Annotated in this window: 16 protein-coding genes; 6 read left to right on the forward strand and 10 right to left on the reverse strand. The window is 47.0% G+C overall.

All coding sequences use genetic code 11. The annotated features are described in order from the left end of the window. Positions 1–57 precede the first annotated feature (57 nt). From NCI00_RS24325 to NCI00_RS24345, 5 genes are read right to left on the reverse strand one after another with little or no spacing between them, the layout of a single operon-like run. Entirely contained in the window at positions 58–1,314 is a 1,257-nt protein-coding gene (locus tag NCI00_RS24325) for a PP2C family protein-serine/threonine phosphatase (RefSeq protein ID WP_253532077.1), read from the reverse strand. A gap of 48 nt (positions 1,315–1,362) precedes the next feature. Beyond that, the gene (locus NCI00_RS24330) at positions 1,363–2,094 is read right to left on the reverse strand and encodes an FHA domain-containing protein (RefSeq protein WP_253532078.1); all 732 of its coding nucleotides are present in this window, start codon (positions 2,092–2,094) and stop codon (positions 1,363–1,365) included. A 52-nt stretch (positions 2,095–2,146) separates the two neighbouring features. After that, on the reverse strand, positions 2,147–2,890 hold the full coding sequence (locus NCI00_RS24335; protein ID WP_253532079.1) for a hypothetical protein: 744 nt from the start codon (positions 2,888–2,890) through the stop codon (positions 2,147–2,149). Positions 2,891–2,903: 13 nt separating this feature from the next. Beyond that, positions 2,904–4,271, reverse strand: coding sequence for a hypothetical protein (locus NCI00_RS24340; RefSeq protein ID WP_253532080.1), 1,368 nt, complete (start codon positions 4,269–4,271; stop codon positions 2,904–2,906). Positions 4,272–4,292: 21 nt separating this feature from the next. Then, a complete protein-coding gene (locus NCI00_RS24345) occupies positions 4,293–4,952 on the reverse strand; it encodes an FHA domain-containing protein (RefSeq protein WP_166558048.1) in 660 nt (219 codons plus the stop codon). Positions 4,953–5,107: 155 nt separating this feature from the next. On the opposite strand from NCI00_RS24345, the gene NCI00_RS24350 reads away from it, so the two are divergent. The 4 genes from NCI00_RS24350 to NCI00_RS24365 all read left to right on the forward strand — a co-directional run bounded on the left by NCI00_RS24350 (position 5,108) and on the right by NCI00_RS24365 (position 9,681). Next, complete coding sequence (locus tag NCI00_RS24350; RefSeq protein WP_253532081.1) at positions 5,108–6,415, forward strand: formylglycine-generating enzyme family protein; 1,308 nt, start codon at positions 5,108–5,110, stop codon at positions 6,413–6,415. A gap of 64 nt (positions 6,416–6,479) precedes the next feature. Then, positions 6,480–8,024, forward strand: a complete 1,545-nt coding sequence (locus NCI00_RS24355) for a serine/threonine-protein kinase (protein WP_253532082.1) — start codon at positions 6,480–6,482, stop codon at positions 8,022–8,024. A gap of 19 nt (positions 8,025–8,043) precedes the next feature. Continuing rightward, positions 8,044–8,730, forward strand: coding sequence for a peptidoglycan DD-metalloendopeptidase family protein (locus NCI00_RS24360; protein ID WP_253532083.1), 687 nt, complete (start codon positions 8,044–8,046; stop codon positions 8,728–8,730). Between the two features lie 108 nt (positions 8,731–8,838). Then, positions 8,839–9,681, forward strand: coding sequence for a CvfB family protein (locus tag NCI00_RS24365; RefSeq protein WP_253532084.1), 843 nt, complete (start codon positions 8,839–8,841; stop codon positions 9,679–9,681). Positions 9,682–9,864: 183 nt separating this feature from the next. Here NCI00_RS24365 and NCI00_RS24370 read toward each other — a convergent pair whose 3' ends face one another. After that, on the reverse strand, positions 9,865–11,013 hold the full coding sequence (locus NCI00_RS24370) for an FAD-dependent oxidoreductase (protein ID WP_253532085.1): 1,149 nt from the start codon (positions 11,011–11,013) through the stop codon (positions 9,865–9,867). Between the two features lie 181 nt (positions 11,014–11,194). On the opposite strand from NCI00_RS24370, the gene NCI00_RS24375 reads away from it, so the two are divergent. Continuing rightward, positions 11,195–11,686: a RidA family protein gene (locus tag NCI00_RS24375; protein WP_253532086.1), complete on the forward strand. Its 492-nt coding sequence runs from the start codon at positions 11,195–11,197 to the stop codon at positions 11,684–11,686. A 120-nt stretch (positions 11,687–11,806) separates the two neighbouring features. After that, complete coding sequence (locus NCI00_RS24380) at positions 11,807–12,616, forward strand: mechanosensitive ion channel family protein (RefSeq protein ID WP_253532087.1); 810 nt, start codon at positions 11,807–11,809, stop codon at positions 12,614–12,616. A gap of 51 nt (positions 12,617–12,667) precedes the next feature. Here the strand turns inward: NCI00_RS24380 and NCI00_RS24385 are convergent, their stop codons facing one another. The 4 genes from NCI00_RS24385 to NCI00_RS24400 all read right to left on the reverse strand — a co-directional run bounded on the left by NCI00_RS24385 (position 12,668) and on the right by NCI00_RS24400 (position 19,930). After that, positions 12,668–14,344 carry an amidohydrolase gene (locus NCI00_RS24385; RefSeq protein WP_253532088.1) on the reverse strand — a complete coding sequence of 559 codons (1,677 nt, stop codon included), beginning with the start codon at positions 14,342–14,344 and terminating at the stop codon, positions 12,668–12,670. Positions 14,345–14,783: 439 nt separating this feature from the next. After that, positions 14,784–15,857, reverse strand: a complete 1,074-nt coding sequence (gene pheA / locus NCI00_RS24390) for a prephenate dehydratase (RefSeq protein ID WP_253532089.1) — start codon at positions 15,855–15,857, stop codon at positions 14,784–14,786. 91 nt (positions 15,858–15,948) lie between these two features. Further along, positions 15,949–16,323, reverse strand: a complete 375-nt coding sequence (gene rbfA, locus NCI00_RS24395) for a 30S ribosome-binding factor RbfA (protein WP_114460719.1) — start codon at positions 16,321–16,323, stop codon at positions 15,949–15,951. Between the two features lie 160 nt (positions 16,324–16,483). Continuing rightward, a complete protein-coding gene (locus NCI00_RS24400; RefSeq protein ID WP_253532090.1) occupies positions 16,484–19,930 on the reverse strand; it encodes a methylmalonyl-CoA mutase family protein in 3,447 nt (1,148 codons plus the stop codon). Positions 19,931–19,944: the final 14 nt, after the last annotated feature.

The following is a 19,944-nucleotide window of genomic DNA, read 5'->3' on the forward strand; positions in this document are numbered from 1 at the left end:
ACTCATCTGCTGCCGTTTTCTCAAAACCCAAAATCACGATTTTTTCTACTTTAGGGATTATCTTCCCGGTGTTTTTTTTGCGCTGGCTGCCGTATCTTTTTTACTCTTCCCAAAGGCCGTTTCGTTCGGAGTAACACCCCCAAACGGCACCGCCGCTGAATCTAACGCCGCTGCCTTTTTAAGGGCTTTTATCTTGGCGGATAAATGAGGTGGCACTTTTACCACTGGAAAAGCGGTCAAAGGTTCCGATTGGGATTCACTCGCAATGGACGTATCCACGGAGATAAGTGTATCAGTTTCCTGCACAACCACGGGCACGACCGTTTCTGAGACCGTTGGTTTTGGTTTATTTTTATTAAAAAAAAAGATGCTAAATGAAACAATACTTATCAAAACCAAGCCCCCTAAATACCAAAGTCCTCGGTTGCTTTTGGGCGTTTCGGGCGGTGTAGAAGAAACTGGGGCGACGGTATCGGGCGCTGCCGACTTAAATTTCATGGTATTATCGGCATTCTGGGCCATGGCCTGCATGGGTTCAATCCACTCTTTTGCGGCATCAGCAAGTTCGTTGTTGGCTACCTGAATTAAATACCCAGAATAATTATCTCGCGTGTTGCCGTCACAAAGATTAAGAATCAGTTGAAGTTTGCGGGGATTGGTTTCTTCACTTCCCAAAATTTGAGAAAGTGCGTCATCGTTTACATTTTCTAGAACCCCGTCAGTACACTGAAAAAAGTAATCTCCCGGCAGGACATCAGTCAACGAATGGATTTCGATTTTGGTGTCTCGGTGTGACCCTTGAATAGCCCGCATGATTACGTTCCGCTCGGGGTGATTTTGGGCTTGCTCGGCAGAAATCAATCCTGATTTTAGTAGAAAATTGACTTTGGAATGGTCCTCACTTTTATAAATAATCGTCCCGTTTCTGATTTGATAAATACGGCTGTCGCCAATGTGCCCGACGTGGACGGCATCTTCCCCGAAAGCCACTAGCGTAAAAGTTGTCGCCATTCCTTTCAGCAGGTGCTGGACCGCCAGCATCTCATCAAACTTTTGCTGAACATGCCCAAGCGCTTCACCGATCACCTCCTCCGAGAAGTCGGAATCTGTATGGGTATTGAGATAATCTGAAAAACCTGACACGGCGATGTGACTGGCCAATTCTCCCTTTTGGGCACCTCCTACCCCATCACAAACAATAAAAAAGCGGTTTTGAGGCGTGGCCATGCCAACTTCAGGATACACCGAATCCTCGTTGTTTTCGCGCTGTCCCTGAAACGTAAAGCCCAAAGGCGGGTAGATACTATACGGCATCGTATAACCAGCTAAATAAGTAAAATGAATAGATTAAGCGCCTAATTATTACCAAATGATGGTTTGAGAATAGTCCGTCCCCTGCACGTTTCGGGCGGCATCTCTGGCATTGCTTGCCGCTTTGGTCGTCTGTAAAACCACTTTGGTTCGTCCCATCTGAATGGTATCGTTGTCTTCCAGATAAATCAAATCTTCGGGTTCCAATTTTATCTTACGCATCGGGTCTTTGGCCCCCATCACAAATGTTCCGTTTCGACTTCCTGCTTCGGCAATCAGGTACTGAAACTGACCAAATTTATCACGGGTTACTTCAATGACCGCGTGCCGCCGACTCATCATCACGTCGTTTGTATCAATCAGTATGTCTGCCGTTGGCAATGAGCTTTTGCGCCCAACCACGTTGGGCCCAATGCGTAAAGGATGCGTTTGAGCAGCGGCGTTTTCGTCGTGAACCACCAAAAATCCGACGGTCCCCGTTTGTTGAAAAATATCATTTTGCGCTTTGTTGTCGTCGGCAGAGGGTTGGGCAAATAAAGGATTGCTCCCTCCCGCCGACTTTGTAACGTGCTGAAAACCCGTGGGAGGCGACAGCGGCGGCATAAATTCGTTGGTTGGTGGCGCGGGAGGCACTCCCGCTTCTTGCGTCACGACAAAAATGCACTTTTCGGGTCTTTGTTGTACACAGTTAAGCTTGGCCGGGCTGCCGGGCAAGAGCTTGACGGGCGATTGTCCTTTTTTGGTGTGCTGACACTCCTTGCAACGAAAAACGTACTCAAACATAAGGAACCTATCAATAGATAAAACCTAATTTTCTCAAGGGAGAGACCCACTTTTAGGTGTTTGTAAATAAATCATCCAGCGAATCTAAGTGATAACTTTCGGGAGGGTTCAACAACCCAGCGGCGGGTTCTAGTTGTCCCGCAGAGTGGTCGTGGTGCGGCAATGGTGAATGTTCCAAGTTTGCCACTTCCACATGACCTTCATGCCCCAGAAGGGTATCTTCGGGCAGTTCATTTTCTACGTAGGGTTTTACCAAAGATACATAATCCTCTTTACTTTCGGGCGTCATGCCCGTCCATTCTTCGGCAGTATAGGTGTTATACCACTGCCCATGCCATTCAAAAATCCCTCCCGGCCCCACTTGCGCCCGGGCGGTATCAAACGCTTCTTTAAAAGGCACATCCTGTTTTACTTCTGCTACTTCCAGTATGGGCGCAGCCTGTCCCGTCGGCTCCGCAGCAGGTGGGGTAAGAGGCGGCACGACATACGCTGTTTCCGACGGTTTTTCAGTTACCGCTGCATTGACAATCTCCGTCGTAATTCCACTCGTATCCATCACCTCGGCTACTTCGGTAGGTTCCTGATTCATTGCCCACCATGACACAAAGGCAATATTGCCCACCATGACAATGCCCGCCCCCGCCATTTCGGTCGGTGTCATTTTATCGGGGCTGAATATTCTGGGTAACTCACGGGCAGGCGAAGCCCCCGCCTGAGGCTGTGGTTGCGGCTTGGGTTGTTGTGGTTGGGCCTCTTCTTTCTTGTGAAAACCCAACATTCCAGTTTCATCCAACATAACTGTAATTTTATTAAACTGTGAATAAATCGTCCGTTGACACATCGGTATCTGGCACCACAGGCGTGTCGTGTGTGCCGTAACCTGACGTATAATTTAGGTGTGTTTCTACCGCATCCTCATGGCCCGGAATGTCAATAATCGGAGCCTTTTCGTAGGCTTCACTTTGGGCCATAATGGGCTGACCGTCTAAGCCAATCGGTACGGCGGTTTCGAGCGTATTATTACCATCGGTGTCCAGCAAAGCCAGATCAGGTTTGCCATTTTTGTCGGTATCAACGAGGGCAATCTCTGCTTGTATATCGGTATCTTTATTGACCAATGCGGTTTCGGCGTATCCGTCTCCATCGGTGTCCAAATCCACCACTTCCGACGCCTCGTTAAGACTCGACAATGAGTTGGCCACGGTCGAGGTGGGCGCGCCCGGGGTTGGATGCATGGGCACTTGCCACGGATTTTCCAAGGTTTCAGCTTTATCTTCCAATACCTGCCCTTCGTCAGATACCGGGATGGCGGTTTCGAGTTTTCCGTCGTTGTTTTTGTCCACGTACATAAAGCCTGATATACCTTCTCCCGGCTCATCTTTGATGACCACATCGGCCAGACCGTCGTGGTTATGATCTGCCATAGTGGTTTCTTCAATACCGTCGTTGTCGGTATCCAATTTAACAATATCTGGCTGCAATTCTACCGCTGGCGCTTCGTTTTCTACTTCCACTGGATTGATAATCGGCTCAATACGCGTCGTAAAATCCGCCTGCAATTCCTGAGGCATGGCATTCCATTCTTCGATGGAGTACGTGCTGTACCATTGGCCTTTGTATTCAAAAAGTCCACCCGGCCCTACTTGATCACGCGCCTCAATAAATGCATCCTTAAATGCGGAATCATCGCTTATTTCGGCAATTTTAATCTCATCTGGCACCACTGGCAGAGGCTGTGGTTCTGGCTCTGGTTGAGGAGCTGGCTTAGGCTTGGGCGCTCCTCCCGAAGGCTTGGGAGCGGGGGGCGGCGGCGGAAGTGATGGGGGCTCAACCACCGCCACTGGAGGTTCTATAAATTCTTCTTTGGGTAACTCGGGTACAATCGAATCGATGGGAGGCTGCACGGCGGGTTTCACTGGCACGGGCGTATCGTCTCCTTCAAAAACGGTCCATGAAATAAATCCTATACTCCCTACCGCTACCGCACCAATCGCCAACGCTCCCGCCACTTTAGAATAATCTTTGGGAGCTTTTGGCTTTGCCGCCGGGGCGGGTGGCGTAGCAGCAGGCGGCGGTGTAGACGCTTGTGGAGGCAAATTAGGGGGCGAGAGCGGCGGCGTTTTTTGAGCAGGCTCATTAGGCCCACCAAAAAACTGGGTGTGTTCATTAAGGCTCATCTATTTTCAGCGTTTAAAGGTTCAAGATTTTACCCAAATCGCTTTGCACTGTACACACAGGCGTTGCTTTTTGTGGTATTCGTAAGGAAAGCCGTATAACGAGCGGCTACATTTGGGGCACACGTACTGAATCTTAAAGTCGTTTTCGATATCGGTGACTAAATTCTGCGTTTTGGCCGATTTGTTTTTAGACATCAATTCACGAGCGGCCAAACCTACCGCACTGCCTACTGCCGTACCCACGCCTGGTACAGGCACAAAAAGAGTCCCCAACAGGGCAGGCGCAATGATGACACAAGCCGTAATAAATGTATCCATGCTGTTATTGCCCCGGGCCTGTTGAAGCAATAATTGATACCTATCCCAGACATCCTGCAACTTGCCAAATTCTAGGGAGTAATCATTGGGGTCGTCGCGGGTGGTGCGGGCAGCGTCGAGTATTTGTTGGAGGCTCAGGCGCTGGTCGGCCACCAAAATAATGTCGTTGTGGTTGATACTTTTACGTTTGATGCGAAAACCGTTGACAAACGTACCGTTGGTAGAGCCTAAATCTTCGAGAACAACCGTATTTTGAGCAGGGTTAATCACGGCCCGGGCGTGCTGGCCCGATACTCCCCTTGAGTTGAGTACCACCTGCCCCGGCAGCGGTTGTTGTCCTCGTCCGATTAGGATTACCTGCATTGGAGTTGTTTCGTTATGCGTTGTATTTCAGCGTCTTGCTTACTGAGGGCTAATTTACGAAACAAATGAATATGCGCCCTAATCCTTTTTATCGAACGGTAAAAGATTCTTTGGCCCTACTCTGTTATCTTTAACAAAAAAAGCTATCTGTACTTATGAGGACCATTTTTTGGCTATGGGCTATCCTTTTTATTCCTTTTTTGGCACCCGCGCAGCAAATTACATTTGATGAATACCGACGCCGGGCCGACGCCTGCCTTGAGCGGGAAGACTATGCCTGTGCCGTACAAAACTACGAACGGGCACTCCGAATCAGGGAAAATGATGCTCACTGCACTGAGGGATTGTCTAAAGCCACCCAAGCCCTAAAGAAACCCAAACTACCAAAAGCTAAACCATCAAAACCAGTTGCTAACAATCCAAAACCCTCCACGACCGCTCCTCCCGCAATTCGTGCTTTTTTGCTGGTAACAACTGATTTACCCGTCCACGTATACGTCAATGGAGGTACACGCCAATTCGTTTCACCCAACGATATTGCCAAAAAACTACCCTTGGATGCGGGGGCCAATCTTGTCGTAGTCAAACCGACCGATGGTGGCTCCGATGGGTTTGAAAAAACCGTCACCGTTCGGGAGTCGGGGAATCAGCTTTTGAAAATCAACTTATTGGAAGAACGACTAGCCGCCGAAAAACAATCCAAGCCTAACGTGTTACAGCCCCCCACCAACGCCCTCGTAAATACGTCGCCTAAAAAAGAAGAAAATCCACCTAAAAATTATGCTCCAACGCCCAAAACCGATGCACTTTCGGAAGAATTGAGTCGCTTGATGGTCGCGGTAAAAGGGGGGACGTTTCAAATGGGAAGCAAGGATGAAAAACCAATTCATACCGTCGTTCTCAACGATTTTTACATCAGTAAATACGAAGTTACCCAGCGGCAATGGCGCAACATCATGGGAACACTGCCAAAGAAATTGACCAATAACGGCTGCAATGATTGTCCGATTGAACAAGTATCCTGGAATGAGGTGCAGGAATTCATCAAAAAGCTGAATCTACGCACTGGCCAAAACTTTCGTCTACCGACTGAAGCCGAATGGGAATACGCCGCACGGGGCGGGACGCAAAAAAGCAAAAATACAGTGGAGTTGAAAGATGCTGGCTGGTACCGTTCAAACAGTGGAAAGAAAACACACCCCGTCGGGCAGAAATTGCCGAATGAATTGGGGCTTTACGATATGCTAGGAAACGTATGGGAATGGTGTCAGGATTGGTACGACCCCAATTTTTACGCCAAAAGCCCCGTCAATAATCCAGTAAACGTGGCAGAAGAAAAATACCGGGTTATTCGGGGTGGCTCACTAGATTCAGGGGCCGACGCTACCACGCTCACCACCCGCGACGGGTACAAACCCGCAAGCGATAATGGCTACGTGGGTTTTCGGTTAGTACACAACTGAGACCTAACTTATTTCTCACCGTTGGATAAAAATAGTTAGGCTTTTCAGTCAAAATCGGTGTATTTTGGCTATTCAAAATCGAAATTCGGATGTTTTGCGCCTTATGACTTACGAGCAATTTAAACAACGTTATCGCTACGACCCTGCCAATGACATTCTTGGCGAGGGGGCTTTCGGCAAGGTTTTTCGCGCCATTGACACCGAAAACGGCTCTACCGTGGCCATCAAAGTGGCCCCTGTCAATATGTCGAACGAAAGTCATTCGCTCAAACATGAGTTTGAGACCGTGGGCAAGGTAGACCCGCACCTCAACATTGCCATGTATGATGAATGTTATCGTTTTTCGGTGGAGTGGGCGGGCTTACATGATTTTGCCGTTTTGGAATATTATCCGTTGGGAAGTTTGGACAAAATCATCAAAAACCACTCCCTTACCGATACCGAAAAGCACGATTTAGCCGTCGGCATTTTGGAAGGGCTTCGTCATCTGCACACCACGGGGGCGCAGGGAGTGGTTCACCGCGACCTCAAACCGCGAAACGTCTTGATTCAAAAATGGCGCGGCAAATACGTTCCCAAAATCACCGATTTTGGCCTGAGTAAGTTTTCAGACTCGATTTCCAACAGCGTGATTTCACAGAGCTTCAAAGGCGGAACGCTCAATTATGCTTCACCTGAACAAATCAAAGGCGAACAGATTCGTCGAAATACCGATTTATGGTCATTTGGGGTCATTTTGCACGAAATCATGACGGGCGAAGTGCCCTATAAAATTGATGACAGTTCGGAAAGTACACTTCGGCAAGTCTACGAACGGATGAACAGTCAATCTCTGCCCGAGTCGTTTAAAAACGTCAGAGAACCTTACGCCTCCATCATCAAGAAGTGTCTGATGGTCAATCCCAACCAACGCTACCGAGCCGCCGAAGAAATTCTTTTAGAAATTCGTCAGACACCGAATTCACCCGTCCCTCCAGCATCAACCCCAATTCCATCCGTTGCGCCAATTGTACAAGCAAAAGCAGACCAAACTGAGATTTTTGAAGACAGCCCTTTTGCGGGTTTGGGGAAAGCCACTGATTCTTTTGGTGCTTCGGCCGACGTCCAACCGTTGAAAGAAGCCTCAGCTCCCCAACAAAAGGACCCAAAAGAGAGCGACGGGTACGTTCGTTCAACCCCAAAACCAAAGAAAACTTCCAACAATACGCCCTTGATTATCTTAGTGGGGGTGGGCGCATTGGTGCTCATTACCGCTTCGGTGATTTATTTCGGCGGAGATAAAAAAGATGACGTTGCGCTTCAACCCACGGATTCAACGACAACCGCCGCGCCCAAAGCCGTGGTAGACACGGCAGCGCTTGCACAGCAGATGGATTCACTCTTCAATATTCCCGATTATCAGAAATATGCGCAAATCTCCCTCCAAGACTCCACTCTGAAGCAACGCGCCCTTACCAAGTTGTTGAACAAAGCGCTGGAAGCCGACAAATTTGGGTTGGAATACGCCGAAGACCGCGATTATATGAGTTCGGTCTGCAAGGCAATCCTGCTCATTGACCCCAAAGAGCCTAAAGCGTTGAGCCGTTTGGAAAAAATCGCTAAGTATTAACCCTTTTCCTGTTTCAATTTTGATAACTGAATTACTCAAAAAACACCAAGCTTCGTTTGCACCCGTTGTCCCGTTTGATTGGGCTAAAAACGACTTTTTGCACTTAGATTTTACCCAACAAAATACTGAATTAGAACAGGTTGAATTACAAAACAGCCAACTTTTTTCAGACTATGTTTTTGGAAAACTACGCGCCGCCCATGCTTCGGTTGGGGTAGGCGGCTACAACGAACACCGAACCATTTATCGTCGCAGTGCGCATTTTCAACAAACAGAAGAGCCGCGCTGTATTCACCTTGGCGTTGATATTTGGGCGGCGGCTGGCACGCCTGTTTTTTCACCGTTGGCAGGACGCGTCCACAGTTTTGCCAACAATGCTAATTTTGGTGATTATGGCCCAACCATTATTCTGGAACACCACCTCGAAAATCAGCTTTTTTATTCTCTTTACGGGCATTTAAGCGCAGAATCATTGGAAGGATTGTACGAAGGCAAGCCCATCGAAAAAGGGCAACTCATTGCAACATTTGGCCAATTCCCCATCAACGGCGACTGGCCGCCGCACCTGCATTTTCAACTCATAACCGACCTACTTGGCCTGAAAGGAGACTTTCCTGGCGTGTGCACCTTACGAGAACGAGAGCGTTTTTTACAACTTTGCCCTGACCCCAACCTGATTTTGGGCATACCGGGGCTTTTTCAGTAGTAACATTTAGCCCTTGCCAGCAAAAGAGTTACCTTTGCCCTAATTCAGCGCATTTGTTATGTTGAATGACCGTAATTAATCAGCGTAAACAATAAAAGTAAGTATAACATGGGAACTCGCCGTTTGCGAATGGGTCAATACAATCGACTTCAAGTCGTGAAACGCCTAGAATTTGGAATCTATTTGGACGGATATGAAGACGAAATTTTGGTTCCGACCCGATACGTCCCCGAAGGCGTTGAAATCGGTGACTATCTCGACGTTTTTGTGTACCGCGATTCAGAAGACCGCGTCATTGCCACTACCCTTGAGCCTTACGGAACCGTAGGTGAATTTGCCTACCTGACGGTCAATGCCGTGACGGCGGCAGGGGTATTTATGGATTGGGGCTTACCCAAAGATTTGTTTGTTCCGTTCAAACAACAACGCGACAATATGCTCGTGGGTAAGTCGTTTCTGGTGTTTATCCATTTAGACACCCAAACCGACCGCATTGTGGCATCGGCCAAAATTGACCGTTTTTTGGATGAAGATATTTCAGAACTGAAGGAAGGAATGGAAGTAGAACTTCTGCCTTTTGAATACACCGATTTGGGCATCAAAGCCCTTATCAACCAGCGGCATTTGGGCGTTTTGTACCACGGCGAAGTGTTTAAAGAGATTGACCTGGGAAAACCCACGAAAGGCTACATCAAAAAAATCAGAGAAGACCAAAAAATAGATGTGGCGCTTGTTGAGCAATCCTACAACCGCATTGCCGACAGTAAAACCGTTCTTTTTGAAAAATTGGAAGCCGCCGAAGGACATTTTCTGCCATTTACCGATAAATCTGACCCCACGCTGATTCATAAAACGTTTGGTATGTCCAAAAAAGACTTCAAAAAAGCCATCGGGGGGCTGTTAAAAGAAGGAAAAATCAAGTTGGAAGAAGACGGTATTCACAAAGTTTGAATTCTTGAATTTACTCCATAAAAAAAGCGCGATCAAAAATCGCGCTTTTTCTGGACTAAGGTCTATTGTTTACCCCAATAGATATCTTTGTTTCGGATAGAAATGTCTGTTGTTAATAGGCAGTACTACAGGCAAAGACTCCTTGGGAGCTAAAAAGGTTGGAAAGCCTTTGAAAAATATTTTTCAGGCCCGCATATCTTCCATTAATTTCTGTAAAACTGCTACCACTTTTTCGGTCTGCTCGCGGCTCGGTGTCGTGTCCCAATTGCCAACAATTCCGTTACCACCCAAATAAATACCATCTTTTCGAGAAATAATGCTCGCGCCTTTGGTGTTGAGTTTATACGTCACCTCGGGCTGCGGAATCAGGCACGAAAGCTGCCCCGAAACGGGTGTCAGGTGCTCATCGTTAAAAATCGCTTTGGCTCCCAAACCCATACAATTGACCACGCATTTTTCGGAAAGAGCGTCAATATCTTCTATTTTCTTGATTTCTTGGATTTTAACCTTTCCACCAAACAACAAAAAGTCGGTCATGTGTTTGTGCAAATAGGTCGGAATATTAATCATCACGTTGGAGCGCCTTGATACGTAATCGGCCTTAAACGGATGTTCTTTTTTGCCCAACATGATTCGTTCAGGCACCAATCCCGACAAATCGGCAAATATTTCTGAATTTGGACGCTCAGCGGGAGGCTCGTTGAATACGTTGTACTCATCCACCCACGAGATAATATCGTTTAAGCCCAACTGAAACTGAAACGCCCTGAAAGACAAACGGGTGGCTTTTTCCCACCACGCCTTAAATTCGGGCGTCGCCTTTTGCGGGTCACATACCCTCGACGACGGCGACCATGTTCCGGTAGCCAAACTACTGGTGACGTTAGGGGCTAGGTCTTTGGCGTAGATAGTTACTTCAATGCCTTTTTCTTGCAATAGTCGCGCGGTGGTGAGACCGATGGTGCCCGCACCGATCACGGCGACCTGTTTAACGCCCGTTTTCAAGACTTCTTCGCGCGCCAACATACCCGAACCCCACGACAACGACCAACCGCTCCCCCCGTGACCATAATTATGGACGAGGGTTTTGCTACCCAACTGCTCTGATTCGAGCCGTGGGCCAATGGTTCGAAAAGGCCGGAGCCCCACGGTTTCCCGGACGATACGGTCCATTGAAAGACGTAATTTAGGGATACGATAATGTCCCATGTTGATTTGGAAATGCTTATCGGCATATCCTTTTGCGGTAGTAGCGCAAGAAGCAACCGTACTACCCACAGCCGCCCAACTGCCCGCAATAGCGGCCTGTTGGATAAATCCACGACGATTCATAAAGAAGGATTAGAGTGTTGAATGAGAATGGCATTGCCGTGCGGCCTTCGGCAATACATTTATAACTTTTATCAAATCTACTCCCAAAAAGGAATACAACAAAATATAATTTTGACTATTTTACATTTCAAAATACTATATTTTTATATGTCACTATTCAACAATACAAAACCTTTAAATTATGCAAAAACTATTCACTTTCATTGGGCTTGTTGTTTTTTCATTTTTTGTCTCAACAACCACCCACGCCCAAGCCGTTGAGTTTTTTGGCACACCTACTTCAGCCATTTCGTCGGGGGCGGTTGTACCAGAAGGCAAAAAAATGTTTTGGTCAAGCGGCATTGTCGCAGATGTAGCCGATAGCAGTGCCCAAGTGGGCACTTATGCACGTTTTGGCAACACCAAAACCCAGGCATTAAGTATTTTGAAAAAATTACAAGCGGCGTTGGCGAAGCAAAAATTATCCTTCAAAGACGTATTGTACCTACGAGTATACGTTGCCCCCGACATGTTTCAAAACAACAAATTTGATTTTCAGGGCTGGTTTGATGCCTACGCGCAATACTTCGGCACCAAGGAAAACCCAGTAAAGCCCTGCCGCTCTACCATTGGTATTGCAACGCTGGTTCAGCCAGACAAATTCATTGAGATTGAATTGGTTGCGGTCTATTGAGTGATTACCCATGACCAATTCATCACACCTCATAATGTGACCTAACTATTTTATTTCAGTCTAAATTTCGAATCAGAGTATGTATAAAATAGCTTAATCAATTAAAACCTAAACCTCAAGATGGATATTAAACTTGACTCAATCAAAGAGCAGCTCATTTTGGCCATTACTCAATACGGTGGCAAAATTTTGTTGGCGATTGTGGTTTTTATCGTTGGTCGCTTCATTATTGGGCGTGTCATGAGCTTCATCGGTCAACGAATGAATATCAGTCACATTGACCGCGACGTACAACCATTTCTCAAATCACTGGTGGGAGTGGTACTTACGGTTATGCTTCTCATAAGCTGTGCGGGAATTTTGGGTGTACAAACGACTTCATTCGTCGCAGTTTTGGGAGCGGCGGGTTTGGCCGTTGGTTTGGCATTGCAGGGCAGTCTGGCCAATTTTGCGGGCGGTGTTTTGCTCCTGCTCTTTAAACCGTTTCGCGTTGGTGATTTGATAAATGCCCAGGGCTTTACGGGTAATGTAGAAGCGATTCGCATCTTTGATACAGTGCTAGTCACGGTTGATAATAAAACGGTTACGCTTCCTAACGGCCCGTTATCAACGGGTCCGATTACCAATATTTCCACGAAGGGAGACATCAGGGTCGATATGGTATTTGCCGCCGGCAGTCAAAACGGAGTTGATAAAATCCGCGCCAGCATTGAAAAAGTAATTGCAACCTGCCCGTATGCCAACGCGACAACCCACGATGTATTGGTGACTAAGCTCACCGAAAATGCCATCTTTTTCGACGTAAGGGTATGGACAAAAGCTACTACCTATTGGGAAACGTATTATTTTGTCCATGAACATATCAGTAAACAGTTTGGCCTCGACAAAGTAGCCGCTCCGATTCAACAATACACCGTTAACCAAGCCTAAATTAAACAAAGAGAGCCACAGTAACAGTGGCTCTCTTTGTTTAATGATTGTTTACTTCCCTCCTTCTATTTTAATTTTCTTTAGGTCTTCTTTTTGGTCGTCCCGAAGCGTTGGGTATTTGATTCCCAACTGCTCCAAGTAGGTTTTGTATTTCGTGGGGTCGTAGTAGTATTTTGAAAGTTCGGGCTTGAATTTCTCCATAATGGTACGGTTCAGATATACGGCGGGAACTTCTTTAGGCGAAATCAAAGGCTCGTATTTCATCTCTTTCGTTTGCTCGTTTTTATAGTAATCCCAAGCCTCTTTGATGATTTCAGGTTTCAACAACATATCAATCAAGGTCATGGCTTCTGCTTTTGCTCCATAAACTACGCCTTTGTGCGCAATGGGGGTCGCCATTGAAATTGCGTTTGACCAGTGGTGTCCGGGCAATCCCGGAATGTTGGAAGGATACCGTAAAACGATGGTGGGCAATGACCAAGAAATATCGGCAATATCGTCAGAGCCGCCTCCCATTGACATCCCTTGCCCGCCCATCATGCGCGTAGGAGAATCGGCAGGTAGGCCTATTGTGTCTACTTTTGTGGACAAACCCGTAATTTTAGGGGCTTGAAGTTCTTTTTGGGAAGCCATTGCCAACATGTGGTCTTCTTCAGACCACATCGGCAAACCTACTTTTTTGATGTTTTCGTACATTGCTTCGGCAATGGGCTTACTAAAATGTCCCGGCCAAGCGGACCCCAAAATTTCGTAGCTAAACTTTGTATCAGTCATCAAAGCTGCACCTTCGGCGATTTTGACGCCAATGTCAAACAGTTTTTTGATTTTGGGGTACGAGCGTTCGCGGAAATAATACCATACGGCTGCTTTGGAAGGGACGACGTTGGGCTGGTCTCCACCGTCAGGAATCACATAATGCGAGCGTTGTGTCAATTCCAAATGCTCACGGCGAAAGTTCCAACCGATATTCATCAATTCTACCGCATCTAATGCACTCCGACCCCGCCACGGTGCCCCTGCCGCGTGGGCGGCGGCTCCTTCAAAATTAAATCGTACCGATACTAATCCATTGTTGCCCGCATCGCCGTACGAAACCCCCAGATTGTTGGCTACGTGCGTAAAAATACAGGCATCCACATCTTTGAAATAGCCATCTCGAACATAAAATGCCTTGGCCCCTACCAACTCCTCAGCCACACCCGGCCAAAGCACCAACGTACCGGGGATTTTCTCACGTTCCATGATTTCTTTTACCGCCAACGCCGAAATGATGTTTAACGCTTGCCCTGAGTTATGGCCTTCACCATGGCCTGGCGCCCCAACTACGATGGGGTCCTGATAGGCTACTCCAGGTTTTTGGGAAGCCTTCGGAATACAATCTACGTCTGAGCCGATGGCGATGACGGGCTTTCCACTCCCCCATTTGGCCAACCAAGCCGTAGGCATATTGGAGATGCCACGCTCAATCGTAAATCCATTTTTTTCTAGCAATTCGGTTAAATACCGATATGTTTCAACCTCTTGGAAGCCCAATTCTGAAAAGCTGAACAACATATCGTTGATTTGCTGTCCCATCACGGCACGTTTTTCAACGCCGGCCACCGCTTCTTGTTTGAGCTTTTCGAGACGGACTTGCTCAGGGGAGAGTTTGGGGGCTTTTTTAGACTGAGTCCAGCCCATTGTACTAATAGCCACTGCCAATAGCGCGGTGTAGAGTGTTTTTTGCATAGTTTGGGTTAAGAAAAAGTGTAATTTACCCAAAAATAGAAAAAAACGCTAAGAGTCAGTTTACCTCCCGAAAAGTAAATTTAACGCGTCGTTTTCAAATCAATACCCCCATCATTTTTTCGCTATCTTTGAGACATCTCCCGTATTTCTCCAGCTTATTGCACCTTGAAACTTTCCAGCGTAATTTTCAATTTGCTGTTCATTCACAGGTTTACCGTCAATTAGGTAGATAATTTTAGCATTTTTAGGGAAACTGATCAAGAATGGCGCATTATAATCAAAACCTTATACAACTACCACCATCGCCTCTTTGCCTTCTCCCTTCGCTGATTCGGGCAAAAATTAACATATCTTTTACTCCATCAATTATTGCCTTTTTCTGAACTCCTTTGAAGAAAATTTCTTTTGAGTACATGTCTTTTACAACCGTACTAAGCAGCTACGCATTTTTGACGTAGCTACCCAGCCACTTAATATAATTGCGGTGTTTTTTGAATACTTTCTGGACATTTTCGTCCTTAAAATACCCCTCCAACTCAATAAAAAACCAGAAGTTAAAATCTTCGCTGCCTTTGTACGGACGGCTTTCGATTTTGGTAAGGTTGATATTCAACCGTTTGAAATCTTGCAAAAAACCAGCCAATATCCCCGGCTTGTCGGTATCTGGCAAACGAGCGATGATGGTGGTTTTATCGTTTTCGCTGGGCTGATTGACAAAATCTTTGGCCAAAATAAAAAAACGAGTGCGGTTGTTACCGTTGTCTTCAATGTTATCAAACAAGACTGGCAAACTGAACAAACGGGCGGCAATGACTGAGCAAATAGCCGCACTTTCGGGGTCTTCAGCTGCTAATTTGGCCGCCTTAGAAGTGGACTCTACCTGAATTTCTTCGGGTTGGGTTTGCTCAAAATATTTATTCAAGAATCCCCGGCATTGCCGAAAAGCAATGTCTTTGGAGTAAATACGCTTGATTTTAGAGGGATTTTCGCACTCCGTTGCCAACGCAAAATGGACAGGGATTTTCAGCTCAGCCGCAATGTTGACACTGGTTTCGTTGAGTAAGTCAACGGTCTCATATACAATGCCTTCTTGATTATTTTCAATCGGAATCACGCCAAATTTTGCCCGTCCGGTGTCTACCGCTTCAAACACAGACTTGATGGTTGGCAGGGTCATGTATTCGCTCATGGCGCCAAAACGGCTTTCGGCGGCTTGGTGCGTAAAACTGCCCTCAGGGCCCAAATAAGCAATGCGCTCGGGAAGTTCGATGTTTCGGGCAGCCGCAAATATTTCTAAGTAAATGGCCTCAATTGCGTCTGAGGTAAGGGGGCCTGTGTTGTGCTTTTTTACCCGGTCTAATATCGCTTTTTCGCGTTCGGGACGGTAGATAACCGTTTTGGTGGCCCGTTTCAATTCGCCCACTTTATGGACCCACTCCATACGACGGTTCAAGAGTGCAAGCAGTTGGTCGTCCAACGAATCTATTTCGTGGCGTATTTCTTCTAAAGTCATGGTTTAGGAGTCAAAATTGGCGGGAATAAGCCTAACAAATGCGCCTATTCCCGCCAAATCAATAGAAAATTACACAAAACTTGTTTTAATACTAATCAGCATCTTCTTTGGGTGGCGGTGGAATGGTCAGCCCCGCAAAAAGGTTGTCCATTTTGGCCGCGTATTCGGCCGTATCGTCCAAATAAAAATGGACTTCGGGGACAATACGCAACTGATGGCGTACCCGCTGCCCCAATAACTGACGTATCTGCTTGCTGCGTTCTTGTATTTGCTCTAAAATAAGTCCTTTATTTTTTACGGCTAAAAAGCTCAAATAAACGCGTGCCACGCTCAAATCAGGCGACATTCTAACGATGGTGACGGTGATAAACGCGTTGTCGAACCAGGTTCGACCTTCTTTTTGAAAAATATCGCTCAGATCTTTCTGTATTTGCCGAGCGACTTTTTGTTGTCTTTTGGATTCCATATTCAATTTACCGGTTACGATTGGCCGCTTACAATATACGCTTGCATGATTCTCCTTCTCCCGCCAATCTTTTGAGATGGCCACAAAGGTACGAAATTCTATTTATCTAACGACGCCTCTGTGTCGGCTCAGGCTTAAGTTTACCAGTAAAATAAACCCGTTACATATTTCGTCGATACTGACCGCCAACTTTATACAGCGCGCCCGAAATCTGCCCGAGCGTGCACACTTTTGTGGCTTCCATGAGGCTTTCAAACAAATTTTCTCCTCGAAGCGCCCTTTTCTGCAATTGACCCAAAGCAACTGTTGCCCTTTCACTATTTTGTTCCTGAAAAGATTTTCGTGCCAAAACCGCGTATTGTTTTTCATCGTCGGTTGAGCGAATCACTTCGGCGGGAAGCACCGTGGGGGAGCCTTTTTCGTCCAAAAAAGTATTTACTCCAATGATGGGCAAGGCACCCGTATGCTTTTGCATTTCATAATACATAGACTCTTCCTGAATTTTGCTCCGCTGATACATCCGCTCCATAGCACCCAAAACCCCACCCCGCTCATTGATACTCAAAAATTCTTGGTAGACTGCCTCTTCCACCAAATCGGTCAGTTCTTCGGTAATGAAAGAGCCTTGCAATGGATTTTCGTTTTTGGTCAATCCAAATTCACGGTTGATAATCAACTGAATCGCCACGGCACGCCGCACGCTTTCTTCGGTGGGGGTGGTAATGGCTTCGTCGTAGGCATTGGTATGCAACGAGTTGCAGTTGTCATAAATAGCCAACAACGCCTGTAACGTAGTCCGAATATCATTGAAAGCGATTTCTTGCGCGTGCAAGCTTCGGCCAGAAGTTTGGATATGGTACTTTAGTTTTTGGCTGCGCTCGTTGGCTTTGTACTTCAATTTCATGGCTTTTGCCCAAATCCGCCGCGCCACTCTGCCCAATACTGTGTATTCGGGGTCCATGCCATTGGAGAAGAAAAAGGACAAGTTGGGTGCAAAATCATCAATGTGCATTCCGCGACTGAGGTAGTATTCCACAAACGTAAAGCCGTTGGATAACGTAAATGCTAATTGCGAAATGGGATTGGCCCCGGCCTCGGCAATATGGTAGCCCGAAATGGAAACCGAATAAAAATTACGCACCTGATTATCAATAAAATACTGCTGAATATCGCCCATGAGTTTGAGCGCAAATTCGGTCGAAAATATGCACGTATTCTGCGCTTGGTCTTCTTTCAAAATATCCGCCTGTACCGTTCCTCGCACCTGACGAAGCGTTTGGGCTTTGATTTTTTGATACAGTTCGGGCTCCAACAATTGATCGCCTGTTATTCCTAAAAGCATTAATCCTAGGCCATTGTGGCCTTCTGGAATCTCGCCCTGGTACCCGATTTCAGTCTTAATTTTGGCTATTCTTCCTTCACGCTCCTCCCGACTCCACGCTGATAAAATGTACTTTTCACATTGCTGGTCGATGGCGGCATTGAGAAAGAAACCCAACACAATCGGAGCAGGGCCGTTGATGGTCATCGAAACCGACGTGGAAGGATCGCAAAGGTCAAAACCACTGTATAGTTTTTTGGCATCGTCGAGGGTGCAGACGCTCACGCCCGAATTACCGACTTTGCCGTAAATATCAGGCCGCAAGTCGGGGTCTTCGCCGTAGAGCGTCACCGAATCAAACGCCGTTGACAGCCGCTTGGCGGGCATGGCTTTGGATAAATAATGAAAGCGACGGTTGGTGCGCTCGGGGCCGCCCTCTCCTGCAAACATACGGGTGGGGTCTTCGCCTTCTCGCTTGAGCGGAAAAACACCAGCCGTATAAGGAAATTCACCCGGAACATTTTCGGTCAGTTGCCACCGCAAAATATCCCCCCAATCGTTGTATTTAGGGAGGGCGATTTTCGGAATTTTAAGGTGTGATAAGGTTTCCGTCCATAAATCTTGCTCAATAATTCTATCTCTGACTTGAAACTGATATTTCTCAGCGCGGTATTTTTGGATTGTATCGGGCCATTTTTTGAGTAATTGGTTACAATCGTACTGCAAACGGGCTTCAAGCTCAGTATAAACCGCTTTTAGCGCCTCAATCGTCTCTGCATTATTCCCCTTTGCCAGCGTTTTTATCGTGCCGTCGAGTTGGTATAATTGTCGGGCAATGGTTGTCTGTTCATTTACAAATTGGTCATAAGCGCGGGCGTTTTCTACAATTTCGGCCAAATACCGTACCCGATCGGGTGGAATAATACCTTTGGCAGCGAGTGTTTTAGCGTGCTGAACCTGCTCCTTCAAGTGAGCAAACAATTTACCATTTACCCAGCTGGATGTGCTGCCTTCACCATTTTCAGCCTTCCGTTTATCCTTTTGGGCCAACAATTCCATCAACTTCCCGTAAAGAGCATTCATGCCCGCATCATTGAACTGGCTGGCCATTGTGCCAAAAATCGGCAGGGCATCGTCGGGTGTATCCCAGAGGTTATGATTACGGCGGTATTGTTTTCGTACGTCGCGAAGGGCATCCAACGACCCTCGTTTGTCGAATTTATTGATGGCAATCACGTCGGCAAAATCGAGCATATCAATTTTTTCGAGCTGGGTCGCCGCGCCGTATTCCGCCGTCATGACGTAAAGCGACACATCAGAATGCTCCGTAATCTCGGTATCTGATTGGCCAATGCCCGAGGTTTCGACAATAATCAGGTCAAAATCCGCTTCTTTACAGACATCAATGGCGTCTTGGACGTATTTACTTAAGGCCAAATTGGACTGCCGCGTGGCCAAGGAGCGCATATACACTCGCCCATGCGCAAGTTCAGGATGTAGCGCATTCATTCGGATGCGGTCGCCCAAAAGCGCGCCGCCCGTTTTGCGCTTAGAAGGGTCTACCGAAATGATTGCCAGCGTTTTATGGTCAAAATCCATCAAAAACCGCCGCACCAATTCATCCACCAAAGAAGATTTTCCCGCCCCACCCGTACCAGTAATGCCTACAACGAGGGGTTGAAACAAGCGGTGGGCGGCACGCTCAACGCTCAACTTTGCATAAACGCTGGGGGCATTTTCGGCAATAGAGATTCGTCGGGCAATGGCCTGCACATTTGTTTGAGACTGGGTAGGAGTCCACTCATTCTCCTGTTCCTCAGGAAAATCTATTTCATGGTCCAACGCAAAATCGCACTGCCTAATCAAATCATTAATCATTCCCTGCAAGCCCATGGCTCGCCCGTCGTCTGGAGAATACAGCCTCGCAATTCCGTAGGCATGAAGCTCCTCCATTTCGGCGGGATGGATGGTTCCACCGCCGCCGCCAAATATTTTTATGTGTCCAGCATTTTGGGCTTGGAGGAGGTCGTACATGTATTTGAAGTACTCGACGTGACCGCCCTGATAGCTGGTAATCGCAATTCCCTGCACGTCTTCCTGAATTGCACAATCCACAATTTCTTGCACCGAGCGATTATGGCCAAGATGAATCACCTCCACCCCCGACGCCTGCATGATACGGCGCATGATGTTGATGGCAGCGTCGTGACCGTCAAAAAGACTAGCAGCCGTCACAATTCTGACGTGATTTTTGGGTTGGTAAGGTGTTGTTAGGTTACTTTCCATGTCCTTTCGCAATA

This window comes from Runella salmonicolor, assembly GCF_024158025.1.
Lineage (GTDB): Bacteria > Bacteroidota > Bacteroidia > Cytophagales > Spirosomataceae > Runella > Runella salmonicolor.

What these genes read in the sequence shown, in the direction of transcription:
- NCI00_RS24370 (WP_253532085.1), bottom strand. Translation starts at nt 11,013, where the DNA reads ATGAATCGTCGTGGATTTATCCAACAGGCCGCTATTGCGGGCAGTTGG.
- NCI00_RS24350 (WP_253532081.1), top strand. Translation starts at nt 5,108, where the DNA reads ATGAGGACCATTTTTTGGCTATGGGCTATCCTTTTTATTCCTTTTTTG.
- NCI00_RS24335 (WP_253532079.1), bottom strand. Translation starts at nt 2,890, where the DNA reads ATGTTGGATGAAACTGGAATGTTGGGTTTTCACAAGAAAGAAGAGGCC.
- NCI00_RS24385 (WP_253532088.1), bottom strand. Translation starts at nt 14,344, where the DNA reads ATGCAAAAAACACTCTACACCGCGCTATTGGCAGTGGCTATTAGTACA.
- pheA (WP_253532089.1), bottom strand. Translation starts at nt 15,857, where the DNA reads ATGACTTTAGAAGAAATACGCCACGAAATAGATTCGTTGGACGACCAA.
- NCI00_RS24330 (WP_253532078.1), bottom strand. Translation starts at nt 2,094, where the DNA reads ATGTTTGAGTACGTTTTTCGTTGCAAGGAGTGTCAGCACACCAAAAAA.
- rbfA (WP_114460719.1), bottom strand. Translation starts at nt 16,323, where the DNA reads ATGGAATCCAAAAGACAACAAAAAGTCGCTCGGCAAATACAGAAAGAT.
- NCI00_RS24340 (WP_253532080.1), bottom strand. Translation starts at nt 4,271, where the DNA reads ATGAGCCTTAATGAACACACCCAGTTTTTTGGTGGGCCTAATGAGCCT.
- NCI00_RS24345 (WP_166558048.1), bottom strand. Translation starts at nt 4,952, where the DNA reads ATGCAGGTAATCCTAATCGGACGAGGACAACAACCGCTGCCGGGGCAG.
- NCI00_RS24400 (WP_253532090.1), bottom strand. Translation starts at nt 19,930, where the DNA reads ATGGAAAGTAACCTAACAACACCTTACCAACCCAAAAATCACGTCAGA.
- NCI00_RS24380 (WP_253532087.1), top strand. Translation starts at nt 11,807, where the DNA reads ATGGATATTAAACTTGACTCAATCAAAGAGCAGCTCATTTTGGCCATT.
- NCI00_RS24365 (WP_253532084.1), top strand. Translation starts at nt 8,839, where the DNA reads ATGGGAACTCGCCGTTTGCGAATGGGTCAATACAATCGACTTCAAGTC.
- NCI00_RS24375 (WP_253532086.1), top strand. Translation starts at nt 11,195, where the DNA reads ATGCAAAAACTATTCACTTTCATTGGGCTTGTTGTTTTTTCATTTTTT.
- NCI00_RS24325 (WP_253532077.1), bottom strand. Translation starts at nt 1,314, where the DNA reads ATGCCGTATAGTATCTACCCGCCTTTGGGCTTTACGTTTCAGGGACAG.